This window comes from Sphaerisporangium sp. NPDC088356 (assembly GCF_040685555.1).
Classification (GTDB): domain Bacteria; phylum Actinomycetota; class Actinomycetes; order Streptosporangiales; family Streptosporangiaceae; genus Sphaerisporangium.
Genome location: NZ_JBFBIK010000003.1, coordinates 95,178 through 108,332, shown reverse-complemented (window position 1 = coordinate 108,332; position 13,155 = coordinate 95,178). Strand labels below are relative to the sequence as shown.

Genomic DNA, 13,155 nt, shown 5'->3' with positions numbered 1-13,155 from the left:
GGCCCTCGTGTACCGGTGTAACGTGCGTCCCATGGTGCCGCGCATTCCCGTCAGCGTGGACCTCGTCGTGCTCACCGTGCGCTGCCAGCAGCTCAGCGCCCTGGTCTGGAAGCGCGACCGTCCGCCGTACGAAGGGCGCTGGGCGCTCTCCGGCGGGTTCATCCAGCTGGAGGAGGACCTCCCGGCCGCCGCGTCGCGGGTCCTCGGCGAGCGCGCCGGGCTGCCCGGGGCGCCGGTCCACCTGGAGCAGCTCCAGACCTACGGCTACCCCGACCGCGACCCCCGGCAGCGCGTGGTGAGCGTGGCCTACCTCGGGCTCGCGCCCGACCTGCCCGCCCCGACCGAGGCGCACATGAGCTGGCAGCCGGTCTCCTCGCTCGACGTGATGGCCTTCGACCACCGCCGCATCGTGCTCGACGGCATCGAGCGCGCCGGGGCCAAGCTGGAGTACACCTCGCTCGGCGCGGCGTTCTGCCCCTCGGAGTTCACCGTCGCCGACCTGCGCCGGGTGTACGAGATCGTGTGGGGCCGCTCCCTCGACCCGCGCAACTTCCACCGCAAGGTCACCAAGGCCGACGGGTTCCTCGTCCCCACGGGGCGCACGACCACGCGCGACGGCGGGCGGCCGGCCATGCTCTACCGCCGGGGGCCTGCCGAGCTGCTCCACCCGCCGATGCTGCGCCTGGCCGGTTAGGCTCGCGGTCTTCAGGGGGCCTTCGAGGGCATGGTCAGGGGTCTTCGAGCCGTGGCCGCGTCATAAGGTAAGGCCATGCCGCGTTTCCGTCCGATTCTCGATGAGTTGCCCGCCTACCGGGCGGGCAAGGCCGTGGTCTCCGCCGACGGCCGCTCGTTCAAGCTGTCGTCCAACGAGTCCCCCTATGACCCGCTGCCCTCCGTGGTGGAGGCGATCGCCGCCGCCGCGAGGGACGTCAACCGCTATCCCGACCCGGCGTGCGTGGCGCTCACCGAGGCCCTGGCCGAGCGGTTCGCGGTGCCCCAGGAGCACATCGCGCTCGGGGCCGGCTCGGTGACGGTCGCCCAGGAGCTCTTCGAGACCGTGGGCGAGCCGGGCGCCGAGGTGATCTACGCCTGGCGGTCGTTCGAGGCCTATCCCCTGCTCGCCGACCTGGCGGGGGTGACCTCTGTGCGGGTGCCCCTCGAGGAGGAGACCCACGACCTGTCCGCGATGGCGGCGGCGATCACGCCCAGCACACGCATGATCTTCGTGTGCAACCCGAACAACCCGACCGGCACCGTCAACCGCGCCGCCGAGCTCACGGCGTTCCTCGACCGGGTGCCCGAGGACGTTCTGGTCGTGCTCGACGAGGCCTACCGCGAGTATGTGCGCGACGCCGACGTGCCCGACGGGCTCAGCCTTTACGCCGACCGGCCGAACGTCGCCGTCCTGCGCACCTTCTCCAAGGCGTACGGCCTGGCGGGGCTCCGGGTGGGCTACCTCATCGCCCACGCTCCCGTGGCCTCGGCCGTGCGCAAGACGATGATGCCCTTCGCGATCAACAGCATCGCGCAGGCCGCCGCGGTCGCCTCCCTCAGGGCCGAGGACGAGCTGCTGGAGCGCGTCGAGACGGTCGTCAAGGAGCGCGCCCGCGTCCGCGAGGCCCTGCTCGGCCAGGGGTGGGAGGTCCCGCCCACCGAGGCCAACTTCGTCTGGCTGCGGCTCGGCGAGCGCACGGTCGAGTTCGCCGAGCGCTGCGCCGTCGACGGTGTCGCCGTACGGCCCTTCGCGGCCGAGGGCGCCCGCGTCTCCATCGGCTCGCCCGACGCCAACGACGCCTTCCTGGCCGCCGCGGAGGCCTTCAGGAAGGAGTGACGTCGGCTGCCGGGGGAAGCCCACGTGAGGGGCCGGGCCTGACGTCCTCGGCCGGCTCCTCCGTCGCGGGACGCCGGCCGTTGCGCTCGGTGGACACGACGAGCGCGACGCCGAGGACGATGACGAGCCCGGCGGCGAACATCTGGGTGGTCACCCGCTCGCTGAGCACGACGACGCCGAGGATCACGGCCACCACCGGGTTGACGTACGCGTAGGTGGACACCAGCGAGATCGGCGCGTTGCCGAGCAGCCACACGTACGACGTGAAGCCGACCAGCGAGCCGATCAGGACCAGGTAGAGGAGCGCCAGCCACGAGCTCCCGCTGATTGTGGAGAGGTGCAGGCGCTCGCCGAAGGCGGGGCCCGCCACGAGGAGCCCGGCGCCGCCTACGGCCATCTCGACCGTGCTGGCCACGAAGGGATCCTTGGGCATGGAGATGACGGTGGGCAGGAACGATCCGATCGACCACGAGAGCGACCCGGCCAGGATGATCACGATGCTTACGGCGCTGGACGACGGGGCACCGGTCAGTGAGAGCCCGGCGACACCGCAGAACCCGATGAGCACTCCGGCCAGCGTCAGCAGCCGGGGGCGGTCGCGGGCCATCATGCGGAAGATCACCAGCCACAGCGGCACCGACGCGACCAGCAGGGAGGCGAGGCCGGAGGAGATGTGCTGCTCGGCCAGCGCCACCATGCCGTTGCCGCCCGTGAGCAGCAGCAGCCCGACCAGGCCGGCCCCGAGGAACTCCCGCCGGGTCATGCGGAGGCTCCCTGCCCCCCGGCGCACCACGAGCACGGTGCCGAGGATGATGGCGGCCGCGACGAAGCGCAGACCGCCGCTGAGCATCGGGGGGATGGTCTCGATGGTGATCATGATGCCGAGGTAGGTCGACCCCCACACGACATACACGGCCGCCAGCGCCGCCCAGACCCTCACGTCACGAGTGTTAGTCCCCATGGCTCATGACAATATCGGTCTAGGCGGACATTTCACGCGCGAGTTTCGGACGCTGAGACGCGGGCCCTGGTCGCTCTACCACAGGTTTGTCCACATCGTGTGGATAACTAGCCCGCCGGTGGAGCTGGACATCACGTTTCAGCATCTAAATACGGCAAATCAGGGAAGAATTCGTCGAGCCGATGTTATCCACAAGCTGTGGATAAAAGGCGTTGTGTCGCCACTGGACCCGCTGACGTGGCTTGCCGTCCACATGTTCGAACCCTTATGTGCACCTGAAGCCGCCCTGTCGGTGAAGTCATCCACAGCCCCCGGTGGCCGCGGGTCATCCGCCCCACGCGAACGACCCGCGAACACACGGCTAGCGCGGGCCGAGCTTCTCCACGATGAGGCGGTACAGCTGGCGCGGACGGCCCGGCTGCGGTGTGCGGTTCGGCGGAAGCGGCCACGCGAGTCCCTCGTCGACCAACGTGCGCAACAGACGCCGAGCCGTGCGGGGAGTCACTCCGAGCATGCGCCCGGCGCTCTCCGCGTCCACAATCGTGTCGCCGCCCTCCAGCTTGGCGGCCAGCCGTGCGAGCACCTCGACGCCCTTCGGCCTGCCCTGCCCGGGAGCCTGGGGAGGCATCCGCGGGGCCGGGACCAGCGTGCGGCCCTCGCGGTCCACCGCGAAGCCCTGCGGCTGCTTGCCGGCCTGCGTGCGGGCCAGAGCCGCCCTGGCGTGCGTCTCCGCGTCGTGGGTGGTGCGCCCCATGCCGACGCCGACCTCCACCGCCAGCCCCAGGTCGTCGCGGATCCGCGCGGCGAAGGGGAGCACCCGGAACCCGTCGGTGGCGGCGGACATCGAGCCGCGCGTCGCCGTCACCAGGTAACTGTGGTCGTCGATCGCCCATACGGCGGCGTTCATCCGATTGGCTTCCTGTACCAGCAGGCGGTGCAGGGACAGTCTCAGCTCGTCACGCCAGTACCTCGGTGCCGCCCGCCGTACGGGCTCGCGTAAAGTCGGCACCTCGATGAGCACGACCGTGAGCTGCGACTCCTCCAGCCTGTGGTGCGCGCCGAGCAGCGCCGCCGTGTGCAGCGCCGTACGGACCGCCGCGGAGGTGGGCCGTATGCGCACGGTGGGCACGCCCGCCGCGGTCAGCCGGTCGGCCACCCCGGGCAGGCATGTCAGAGCCCCTGTCGTGCCGCCCTGCCTGATGAGGCGCTCGTGGTAGGCCGCGATGGTGCCCGTCGCGCCCGGCTCCTCGCGGGTCTGCACCCCCGCGGTCGGCAGGCCGAGGTCGGCGTAGGCCTCCTCGACCTCCGAACGGCCGAGCACGTCGATGCTCACCCGGCGCGGGTCGATGCGCTCGTCCAGCGCGGCCCTGGCCAGCGCCGCCGTGAGGGCGGGCCCTCCGAGCTGCACGTACGTCGCGGGGATCGTGAGCACCCCCGAGCGCCTTGCCAGCTCGTACGGCACGGGGCTGGCGAACAGGCAGGCGTCCACCCCCGGGCCGAGCCTCACCACCTTGTCGGCCGCCTCCTGCTCGTCGCGGTACGCCGCGGCGACCAGCCGGCACGGAACCGGGGCGGCCGCGTGACCCATGAGCATCACTCGTTCGACAAGGTCGTGGGGTCCCACCACCCCGATGGTGAGGTCGGGGGCCGACGCGCCCACGCGTGACCCTCGCGGAGTTTCTTCGGCCCTCTCGACCAATGTTCGTCCCATCCCGCCATACCTCTGATCGAGGCCGCCACACCGTGCGGTCCCCAAGAAATCCACTGGTCGAGTCCACCTCGCGGGGACCGCCGATCAGGGCGCTGGAAGAGCGGCTGACGGCGTTCCCGGCTCGGGTTCTTCTCCCATCCGGTCTAGTCCTCTTTGGAACGATCGCTCGCCGAGGCACTAATGTCACGCCCGGATTTGCCGGAATGCCGCTGGCCTATGCCGATCAGGCATGGCGGGGATGGTTATATGAACAGGTCAGAGGCGGTTTACGCGCTCAGTCACGACGTAGAGGAAATCTCTCTTACCACATCGCCACCCAGGGCCTTCATGCGCGCCGCGAGGTCGTGGTGGCCACGGTCGATGAGATATCCGGGTGAGACGACGGTCTCGCCCTCGGCGGCCAGGCCCGCGAGGATGAGCGCGATGCCGGAGCGCAGATCGTGGGCCGTCACGTCGGTGCCGGTCATCGACGTGTGGCCGTGGACGACCGCGCGGCTGCCCTCGACCTCGATGTGCGCGCCCATCTTGTTGAGCTCGCCCGCCAGCGCGAAGCGCCCGTCGAAGATGCGCTCGTGGATGTAGCTCGCGCCGTCGGCGAGGCACGCCACCGTCATGATCGGAGACTGCAGGTCGGTGGCGAAGCCGGGGTAGGTGTCGGTGATGACGTTGATCGGCCGCAGCGGCCGGTCGCGCCGCACGTTGAGCACCGCGCCGTCGGTGGCGAACTCGACGCCCATCTGCTCCAGCTTCCAGCGCACCACGCCGAGGTGCTCCAGGGACGCCCCGACGAGGTTCACCTCGCCGCCCGTGATGGCGGCGGCCATCGCGAACACGCCCGCGTCGAGGCGGTCGGGCATGACGCGGTGCTCCACGGCGGTGAGCTCGTCGACGCCCTCGACGGTGATGAAACCCGTGCCGCCGCCGCTGATGCGGGCGCCCATCTTGGTCAGCATTTCGATGACGTCGAGCACCTCGGGCTCGAGCGCGGCGTTCTCGATGATGGTCGTGCCCTTGGCGAGGGCCGCCGCCATGATGAGGTTCTCGGTGCCCGTGTGGGAGGGCGTGTCGAGGTACAGCGGGGCGCCGGTGAGCCCGGCGGCCTTGACGTGGATGACGCTCTCGCCCTCGTCGACGACCGCGCCGAGCCGCTTGTAGCCCAGGTAGTGGAAGTCGAGGTTGCGGCTGCCGAGGTTGCACCCGCCGACGCCCTCGATGATGGCCTCGCCGAGACGGTGCAGCAGGGCCGGCACGAACAGCACGGACCCGCGGAACCTCCGGGCGATCTCGGCCGGCAGCACGGCGCTGGTGAGCCGCGAAGCGTCGATGACCAGAGTGCGCTCGGCCTCGTGGAGCTCCACCTTGGCGCCCACGGCCTCGGCCAGTTCGAGCGCCCGCCGGACATCTTCGATGATCGGGACGTTGCGGAGGACCGTACGGCCCTCGGCGGCGAGCAGAGCCGCGCCGATCATCGGGAGCACGGCGTTCTTGGCTCCCTGGATGAAGGCGGTTCCGCGCAGGGCGTTGCCACCGCGCACGCGGTAACGAACCATATGATGAGGCTCCTCGAAATCTGGGAAATGACGCGCCTGGTCAAGCGGACGGCGGCAAAGTTATCCGCCCACAGTAGCCCTTTCGGGATGATGGCCCGGCCAATTTGACGTCACTCAGCTGCCCAGAAAAGCCCTGATCACTCAGCGGGAAGGCGGGTTTGTCGGCGCGTTCGGAGAGGCCGCGTGCAGCAAGGTGTTCGCACGCTGGTCCACGAATCGCGTCACCACCTGCTGGGCGTATCCGAACACCATCGCCCACACGAGGATCGAGGTCTGCGAGCTCAGCCCGGCGAACCCCGGCACGAACCCGGAGTTCAGAATCAGCAGGCCGACGATGGCGGTGGCCACGCCCGCCGGCGCCTTGAGCAGGTTCTGCGCGACCGCCAGCGAGTAGCGCGTGGAGAGCTCCGAACGGGTGGACAGGCTGGCGGCGGTCGCGAGGGCCGCGCCGAGTATCCCCATGAGCGCGACCAGTGGCACGTCGCCGGGGGTCGGGGCACCGTTGCCCGCCGGGCACACCTGGTTGTCCCTCGCCCCGAAGGTCGCGAGGAGCGTCCCGTTCCCGCACATCGGGATCGCGTCCGGCCAGACCGCGCCGACGGCGACCAGCCCGGCGACGATGAGCGTGAGGATGACCACTCCGCCGAGCAGCATGTTGCGGAAGCTGCGCACCCTGCCGCTCTCGATGGAGGCGGCGTTGTAACCGGCACGCAGCACCGACTGCAGCAACGACCGGTCGCGCTCGCCGATGTCGCCCGCGGCGGCGCGCGCGGCGAGCCGGCTGAGGCGGGGATCGTCCGAAGCGAGGTACGCGCGGCCGGTCGCGAGCACCTCGGGGGCGCGGGCGTTCAGCTCGTTCGCGGGGAGCAGCCCGTAGAGCAGGATGGTGGCGCCGTAGATGTTCGCCCAGGCCCCCTCGATGGCCTGTCCGGTCAGCCAGCGCCGCCAGCCCTGGCGGTCCCTCGCGTACTGCGCGGCCGTCGCGAGGTGGCGTTCGATCGTGCTGTGCAGCACTTCGAGACCCGGCTCACCTGGGCGCGAGACCACGCACCGGCCGGCGTCGGCCTGGATCTCCTCGGCGCGCGAGTCGATGTAGATGCGCCACACGCCCGGCCAGCGCAGCACTTCCTTCTGGCTCGCGTCCTTCTGGCTCGCGGCGGGCGCCCTGACGGTGTCCGGCGCCTCGCTCGCGTGCACGGCCGGGTCGGCTGCCATACGCCCTCCAGGGATTCGCTCTGCCCACGGCTTATCGCGATCTCCCCGTCCGGCGCTACCCCTTTCGGGCTATGCCCGGGCCGCGATGTCGGAGCGGTGGTGCGAGCCGCGGAGCGTGATGCGTCCGACCTGCTCGTACGCGGTGGCACGCGCCGTCGCGATGTCGGGACCGGTGCCGACGACGCTGAGCACCCGCCCGCCCGCCGACACGACCCTGCCCTCCGCGTCGAGCGCGGTGCCGGCGTGGATGACGTACGCGTCCTTCACCGAAGGCGCGAGACCCTCGATGCGGTCGCCCTTGACCGGGTCGGCCGGGTAGTTCTCGGCCGCGATGACGACGGTCACCGCCGCGCCGTCGCGGTAGCGCGGCGCGGGCTGTGCATCCAGGGTGCCGGTCGCGCACGCGTACAGCAGGGCGGCAAGCGGGGTCTCCAGCCGGTCGAGCACGACCTGCGTCTCAGGGTCGCCGAACCGCGCGTTGAACTCGATGACCCTGGGCCCCGCCTGGGTCAGGGCCAGCCCGGCGTACAGCACCCCGGTGTACGGCGTGCCGCGCCGCGCGAGCTCGGCGACGGTCGGGAGGACGACCTCGGCCATGACCTGCTCGGTCAGCCCGGCCGGCGCCCACGGCAGCGGCGTGTAGGCGCCCATGCCTCCGGTGTTCGGGCCCTCGTCGCCGTCGTAGGCGCGCTTGAAGTCCTGGGCGGGCTGCAGCGGCACGGCGGTCGTGCCGTCGCACAGGGCGAACAGCGACACCTCGGGACCGTCGAGGAACTCCTCCACGACCACGCGCTCGCATGCCGCGGCGTGCGCCAGGGCCTCGGCGCGGTCTGAGGTCACCACGACGCCCTTGCCGGCGGCCAGCCCGTCGTCCTTCACGACGTACGGCGCGCCGAACGCGTCGAGCGCCGCCTCGGCCTCCTCCGGCGTCGTGCACACGCGTGCTCCGGCGGTCGGCACGCCGGCGGACACCATGATGTCCTTGGCGAACGCCTTGGAGCCCTCGATCTGGGCCGCTTCCTTCGACGGGCCGAAGCAGGCGATGCCCGCCGCGCGGACGGCGTCCGCGACACCGGCCACGAGCGGCGCCTCGGGCCCGACGACGACGAGCTCGGCGCCCAGGCTCACGGCCAGCGACGCGACCTGCCCGGGGTCGGTGGGCACGACGGGATGCGTCGTCGCCACCGAGGCGATGCCTGCGTTGCCGGGAGCACAGTGGAGCTCGGAAACCGCGGGGTCGAGCCCGAGGGCCCGGCACAGGGCATGCTCGCGGCCGCCCGATCCAATCACAAGAACGCGCACCTGGGGAGTCTACGGGTCGGGCCTGGGGTCGCCGGACGGCGACGGCGTCCGCACAGGTGGAAGGCGTTCCAGGCCTTCCCTGATACCCGATGCATGAGCCGGCGAAGAGGTATTGTCGGCTTCCACATGATCGAGGAATCCAATCGCCGTGTACGCTAGGTACTGAAGCCTGGCTGTGGTAAGTTGGGGCAGCTTTGGGCCGTCTCTTAGCGATTGGAGGTGGAATCGGGATGACTTCTGGTGATCCCAGCAGTACGTGCTCGCGCACGTACTTTGTGCGCAAACCCGACCACTCCAATTCGGTGTCCGACTGAGAGCCACGCGCGCCTATTCTCTGTGACGTCTGTCGCACTATTACTTTTTCGCGCATTGGTTCCGCGAGGTCGGGCGGGAAGGGACCGCCATGCGCTCGTCCACGCTTTTCCAGCGGATCAACCTCCACCCCCGCACCACCCACGTACGGCTCGGCACCTCGCCGTCGGTCGGCGTGGTGCGCCACGAGAGCATGAACGGCCGTTGCGTGCCGCCCAGTGACTCGCTCGTGGAGTTCGGCGCCTACGTCGCCGGCAAGCGCGTCCGCGTCTCCGGCATTCCGGAGGCCGTCAGCCTCGTCCGCGAGCACAACGCCTCCTCCGAGATCAACGACGCGTACGTCTGGGTCGGGCTGCACGAGCCGGAGGCCCCCGAGGTCGAGTGGCTGGCCGAGGTCTTCGGGCTGCACCCCCTGGCCGTCGAGGACGCCATCAAGGCCCACCAGCGCCCCAAGGTCGAGCGTTACGGAGACTCCCTCTTCGTCGTCCTCAAGACCATCGCCTACCTCGACCACGACGAGCTGACCGCCTCCAGCGAGATCATCGCCACCGGCGAGATCATGGTGTTCGTCGGCCCCGACTTCGTGGTCACCGTGCGCCACGGCGAGCACTGCCCGCTCTCCGAGGTCCGAGGCCGCCTTGAGGACAAGCCGAAGCTGCTGGCCCGCGGGCCGGCGGGCGTGCTCCACGCCATCGCCGACTTCGTCGTCGACAAGTACCTCTCGGTCGCCGACCTGATGCAGGCCGAGCTTGAGGAGGTCGAGGCCGCCGTCTTCGCCGACGTCAGCTCGCGGGACATCGGCCGCATCTACCAGCTCAAGCGCGAGATGATCGAGATGAAGCGCGCCGTGACGCCGCTCCAGACGCCGCTCGGAGCTCTGCCGTCGCGCCGCATGATCCCCTCCGAGATGCGCGAGTACTTCCGTGACGTCGTCGACCACCTCTCACGGGTCTGCGAGCAGGTGGAGTCGTCGAACGAGCTGTGCAACTCGATCCTGCAGGCCGCGCTCGCGAGGTCCAACGCCCTCGCCAACGAGGACATGCGCAAGATCTCCGCGTGGGTGGCCATCATCTCGGTGCCCACGATGATCGCCGGCATCTACGGCATGAACTTCAAGCACATGCCCGAGCTGTCGGCCATGTGGGGCTATCCCCTCGTGATCGGCGTCATGCTCGTCATCTGCTCCCTCCTCTACCGAGGCTTCCGCCGCAACGCCTGGCTCTGACCGCTCCGCCGGCAATCCTGAAGTCACATCGCTTCCGGCAGGCGCCGGCGCCGGGCAGCCCGCCGTTGACGCCGCCGACCGGCCCCGGCACGCCCGAGGCGGTGCAGGTGGTTCAGCAACTGCGTGCTGCTGCGCTGGGCCGCCGTCTCCGACCTGCCCCTCCCGCCCCGGAGGGCACGCGACACGGCTCCTATCCGATCCCAGTTACCAGTTGCATGCATCGCTAGACAGAGGTAACCTACAGCTGTAGTTGGAGGTTTTCTGCTACACCGACAAGCGAGGAGGTTCCGGAGATGCTGTTGACGTCGATCGACCCGTTCGTTCAGGAAGTCGAGCGCCAGTTTGATCGCCTCACCCGTGGCGCCCTCACTTGGGGAGAGGGAAGCGCCCAGGGGGCCATGCCGCTCGACGGCATCCGCAGGAAGGACGACGTGGTCCTGCGCTTCGATCTTCCCGGCATCGACCCCGACTCGATCGAGGTCACCGTCGACCGCGGCGTGCTCACGGTCAGCGCCAGCCGCCAGGAGGAGCTGTCGGAGGACGACCGGCTGTTCGTGCGCGAGCGCGTCATGGGCACCTTCACCCGGCGCGTCTACCTCTCCGAGCACCTCGACAGCGACCGCGTCGACGCCGCCTACCACAACGGGGTGCTCCAGATCCGCATCCCCGTGCTGGAGAAGGCCAAGCCACGCAAGGTCGAGATCCAGCGCGGCGACACCAGGGCGATCCGCGCGTGAGGTGACCGCGAGCGATGGGCCGGTGCCGCTACGGGCGCCGGCCCGTTCACCATGGAGGCACACATGTCCAGGTTGCCCATCGACGACAACCACGCCCCGCTGTACTCCATGGGCCAGGTCGCCGGCATGCTCGACGTCCAGCAGGCCTTTCTGCGCCGCCTCGACGAGTTCGAGGTGGTCCGCCCGCAACGCTCCTCGGGCGGCCAGCGCCGCTACTCGCGCGCCGACATCAACCGCGTCCAGTACGTCGCGGAGCTGACCGGGGAAGGCATGACGCTGATCGCGATCCGCCGCATCCTGGAGCTGGAACAGCAGGTGAAGGCACTGAAGAAGGAGCTGGAGGCGACACGCCGGCTCCTGCCTCCCAAGGAATGAAACCCCGGAAAGGCCTCGGTGGGCCGCCCGATCACCACGTGTGACGGGCGGTCCTCCGAGGGAAGCCGCCGGCGTGGGTGCCGGTGGCCGTCCAGCGCGGGACGCGCGCTACGGGGTCAGTACGATCTTTCCGGCGACGGTGCCGGACTCGGCCAGCCGCAGAGCGTCGGCGACGCGGATGAGCGGCAGCCGCACGGCGATCTGGGCGGTGACCTCACCGCGCTGGAGTGCCGCGAAGACCTTGGTGAGGTCGGCGCGCAGCCGGGACCTGAACCGGTTCTTGGCCAGGGCCCGCCCGGCCCAGACGTTGAAGAAGTAGGCGCGGCGGCCGTTGGGCAGCGCGTTCCACAGCCACACCCGGCCGAGCAGCTTGAGCACGGGGCCACTGCTTGGATCCCTGGTCGTCCCGGGTGGAGGCGCTGCCGTACGAGACGAGCGTGCCGCCGGGCGCGAGCAGGCGCCAGGAGCCGACGACGCCGCGGCCCCCGACGTGGTCGAAGACGGCGTCCACCCCGCCGGGGGCGAGCTCGCGGACGCGCGCGGCGATGTCCCCGGTGCGGTAGTCGACCGGAAGGACGCCGCGCTCCCGCAGGGCGTCGTGGTGGCGCGTGGACGCTGTGCCGATCACCTTCACGCCGGCGGCCCGCGCCAGCTGAATCAGGATCGAGCCCACGCCGCCGTTGGCGCCGTGCACCAGAATGGTCTGCCCGGCGCGGACGCGTGCCTTGCGGTGCAGCATCTGCCAGGCGGTGATGCCGTTGACCACCGCCGCGCCGACTCCTTCGGGGACCTCCGCGACACCGTTCGAGACGCACCTCGAAGACCACCGGCACTGGGCGGACGGCCACCCCGCCCCGCCCGCGGCCCTCCACCGGGCACTGACCTTCTGGACCCGGCTGCACGGCGTCCTGTCCCTGGAACTCGCCGGCCACTTCACCGGAATGGGATTCGACCCCACGCTGCTGTTCACCGCCGAACTGGACGACCTCCCGGCCCACTGACCACACCGAACCCCTGCCAGAACGGCCCGTGCACGGTTTCCACGCCCACACGATGCGCCGCTTCCGGGCCGATCCGGGCGCTTCCTGCCAGGGTGCCTCGTCCTTCTGGAGGGCGCCCGCGCTGTCTGTGTCAGATGGGCCAGGACTCCTGGTGCCAGGCGGCGTTCCAGAACATCCATTCGTAGCGGGAGGTGGTGACGAAGTGGTCCTGGGCTCGGCGGCGCTGGCGAGAGGTGGCCTCGTCCCCTGCCCGGTCGGTCAGGGCGACCACCCGGCGGACGACGCTCTGGAAGGCCTCGTCGCCGTAGGTGGCGATCCACCGCTGGTAGAGCGGATCGGGCGACGACTTGGCCAGCAGGGCCTCGCCGACACGGGCGTAGATCCAGTAGCAGGGCAGCACCGCGGCGAGGCCGTCGAGGAACGACCCGCCGTACACCGTGGCCAGCAGATAGCTCGTGTACGCGCGGGTGGTCGGGCCCACCGGCAGCTCCGCGGCCTGTGCCGGGGAGCCGCGCAGCTCGGCCATGAACTCCGCGTGCATCTCCTGCTCCGCCGCGATCGCCCCCACCGCGTCGCCCGCGAAGGCCCGTACGTCGTCCTCGGTCGGCGCCTTGGCCGCGCACAGGGCGAGCGCCCGCGCGTAGTCCCGCAGGTAGTGCGAGTCCTGCACCACGAAGTGCCGGAAGGCCTCACGCGGGAGCGTGCCGTCGACCAGCCCGGTGATGAACGGGTGGTCCAGGATCGCGCTGTAGATGGGGCCGATCGCCTCCCACAGCTCTTCGCTGTACGGGCGCGCGTGCTCGAACGTCGTCATCGAACAACTCCCTACGCCGGCATGACCCGGTCAGGTTCGAGCGGTCTGCGGCCGCGTCAGCCGCACTCTCAGCCCGGTGCGCCGGACTCCCGCGTTCTGTCCGACCCGAGATTAGCGCGTA

General features: G+C 70.4%; 13 protein-coding genes, 1 pseudogene and 1 riboswitch. Of the genes and pseudogenes, 6 read left to right on the top strand and 8 right to left on the bottom strand.

From position 1 onward, the window contains the following. Nucleotides 1–31 precede the first annotated feature (31 nt). Both AB0O34_RS02570 and hisC read left to right on the top strand, forming a co-directional pair. Nucleotides 32–694: an NUDIX domain-containing protein gene (locus AB0O34_RS02570; RefSeq protein ID WP_363911784.1), complete on the top strand. Its 663-nt coding sequence runs from the start codon at nt 32–34 to the stop codon at nt 692–694. A gap of 75 nt (nt 695–769) precedes the next feature. Continuing rightward, nucleotides 770–1,831: a histidinol-phosphate transaminase gene (gene hisC / locus AB0O34_RS02565; RefSeq protein ID WP_363911782.1), complete on the top strand. Its 1,062-nt coding sequence runs from the start codon at nt 770–772 to the stop codon at nt 1,829–1,831. On the opposite strand, the gene AB0O34_RS02560 is transcribed toward hisC, so the two are convergent. The 5 genes from AB0O34_RS02560 to purD all read right to left on the bottom strand — a co-directional run bounded on the left by AB0O34_RS02560 (nt 1,818) and on the right by purD (nt 8,570). Beyond that, nucleotides 1,818–2,792, bottom strand: coding sequence for an EamA family transporter (locus AB0O34_RS02560; protein ID WP_363911780.1), 975 nt, complete (start codon nt 2,790–2,792; stop codon nt 1,818–1,820). The two genes, hisC and AB0O34_RS02560, sit on opposite strands and share 14 nt — an antisense overlap. 361 nt (nt 2,793–3,153) lie before the next feature. Beyond that, nucleotides 3,154–4,386, bottom strand: a complete 1,233-nt coding sequence (locus tag AB0O34_RS02555) for a transcriptional regulator (protein ID WP_363911903.1) — start codon at nt 4,384–4,386, stop codon at nt 3,154–3,156. A 395-nt stretch (nt 4,387–4,781) separates the two neighbouring features. Continuing rightward, nucleotides 4,782–6,053: a UDP-N-acetylglucosamine 1-carboxyvinyltransferase gene (gene murA, locus AB0O34_RS02550; protein WP_363911778.1), complete on the bottom strand. Its 1,272-nt coding sequence runs from the start codon at nt 6,051–6,053 to the stop codon at nt 4,782–4,784. A gap of 141 nt (nt 6,054–6,194) precedes the next feature. Then, on the bottom strand, nt 6,195–7,268 hold the full coding sequence (locus AB0O34_RS02545) for a hypothetical protein (protein WP_363911776.1): 1,074 nt from the start codon (nt 7,266–7,268) through the stop codon (nt 6,195–6,197). Between the two features lie 69 nt (nt 7,269–7,337). Further along, nucleotides 7,338–8,570 (bottom strand): phosphoribosylamine--glycine ligase, encoded by a 1,233-nt coding sequence (gene purD / locus AB0O34_RS02540; RefSeq protein ID WP_363911774.1) that lies wholly within the window; start codon nt 8,568–8,570, stop codon nt 7,338–7,340. A 403-nt stretch (nt 8,571–8,973) separates the two neighbouring features. Here purD and corA point away from each other — a divergent pair, with 403 nt between their 5' ends. The 3 genes from corA (at nt 8,974) to AB0O34_RS02525 (ending at nt 11,219) form a co-directional block, all read left to right on the top strand. After that, the gene (gene corA / locus AB0O34_RS02535; protein ID WP_363911772.1) at nt 8,974–10,107 is read left to right on the top strand and encodes a magnesium/cobalt transporter CorA; all 1,134 of its coding nucleotides are present in this window, start codon (nt 8,974–8,976) and stop codon (nt 10,105–10,107) included. A gap of 293 nt (nt 10,108–10,400) precedes the next feature. Then, a complete protein-coding gene (locus tag AB0O34_RS02530) occupies nt 10,401–10,844 on the top strand; it encodes an Hsp20/alpha crystallin family protein (RefSeq protein ID WP_363911770.1) in 444 nt (147 codons plus the stop codon). Nucleotides 10,845–10,907: 63 nt separating this feature from the next. Beyond that, a complete protein-coding gene (locus AB0O34_RS02525) occupies nt 10,908–11,219 on the top strand; it encodes a MerR family transcriptional regulator (protein ID WP_358550628.1) in 312 nt (103 codons plus the stop codon). Between the two features lie 108 nt (nt 11,220–11,327). Here AB0O34_RS02525 and AB0O34_RS02520 read toward each other — a convergent pair whose 3' ends face one another. Further along, nucleotides 11,328–11,597: a zinc-binding dehydrogenase gene (locus AB0O34_RS02520; RefSeq protein WP_363911768.1), complete on the bottom strand. Its 270-nt coding sequence runs from the start codon at nt 11,595–11,597 to the stop codon at nt 11,328–11,330. 91 nt (nt 11,598–11,688) lie between these two features. Beyond that, nucleotides 11,689–11,958 (bottom strand): annotated as a pseudogene (locus AB0O34_RS02515) (zinc-binding dehydrogenase); the annotation flags it as partial. Nucleotides 11,959–11,977: 19 nt separating this feature from the next. On the opposite strand from AB0O34_RS02515, the gene AB0O34_RS02510 reads away from it, so the two are divergent. Then, complete coding sequence (locus AB0O34_RS02510; protein ID WP_363911766.1) at nt 11,978–12,220, top strand: TetR-like C-terminal domain-containing protein; 243 nt, start codon at nt 11,978–11,980, stop codon at nt 12,218–12,220. Between the two features lie 130 nt (nt 12,221–12,350). On the opposite strand, the gene tenA is transcribed toward AB0O34_RS02510, so the two are convergent. After that, nucleotides 12,351–13,034, bottom strand: a complete 684-nt coding sequence (tenA, locus tag AB0O34_RS02505) for a thiaminase II (RefSeq protein WP_363911764.1) — start codon at nt 13,032–13,034, stop codon at nt 12,351–12,353. Continuing rightward, a riboswitch (TPP riboswitch) is annotated at nt 13,026–13,137 on the bottom strand. It overlaps the preceding gene by 9 nt. Nucleotides 13,138–13,155: the final 18 nt, after the last annotated feature.

Bases quoted from the DNA above. Each gene is read 5' to 3' on its own strand.
- AB0O34_RS02555 (WP_363911903.1), bottom strand. From the start codon at position 4,386: ATGCTCATGGGTCACGCGGCCGCCCCGGTTCCGTGCCGGCTGGTCGCC.
- AB0O34_RS02570 (WP_363911784.1), top strand. From the start codon at position 32: ATGGTGCCGCGCATTCCCGTCAGCGTGGACCTCGTCGTGCTCACCGTG.
- hisC (WP_363911782.1), top strand. From the start codon at position 770: ATGCCGCGTTTCCGTCCGATTCTCGATGAGTTGCCCGCCTACCGGGCG.
- tenA (WP_363911764.1), bottom strand. From the start codon at position 13,034: ATGACGACGTTCGAGCACGCGCGCCCGTACAGCGAAGAGCTGTGGGAG.
- corA (WP_363911772.1), top strand. From the start codon at position 8,974: ATGCGCTCGTCCACGCTTTTCCAGCGGATCAACCTCCACCCCCGCACC.
- AB0O34_RS02545 (WP_363911776.1), bottom strand. From the start codon at position 7,268: ATGGCAGCCGACCCGGCCGTGCACGCGAGCGAGGCGCCGGACACCGTC.
- AB0O34_RS02525 (WP_358550628.1), top strand. From the start codon at position 10,908: ATGTCCAGGTTGCCCATCGACGACAACCACGCCCCGCTGTACTCCATG.
- murA (WP_363911778.1), bottom strand. From the start codon at position 6,053: ATGGTTCGTTACCGCGTGCGCGGTGGCAACGCCCTGCGCGGAACCGCC.
- AB0O34_RS02530 (WP_363911770.1), top strand. From the start codon at position 10,401: ATGCTGTTGACGTCGATCGACCCGTTCGTTCAGGAAGTCGAGCGCCAG.
- AB0O34_RS02560 (WP_363911780.1), bottom strand. From the start codon at position 2,792: ATGGGGACTAACACTCGTGACGTGAGGGTCTGGGCGGCGCTGGCGGCC.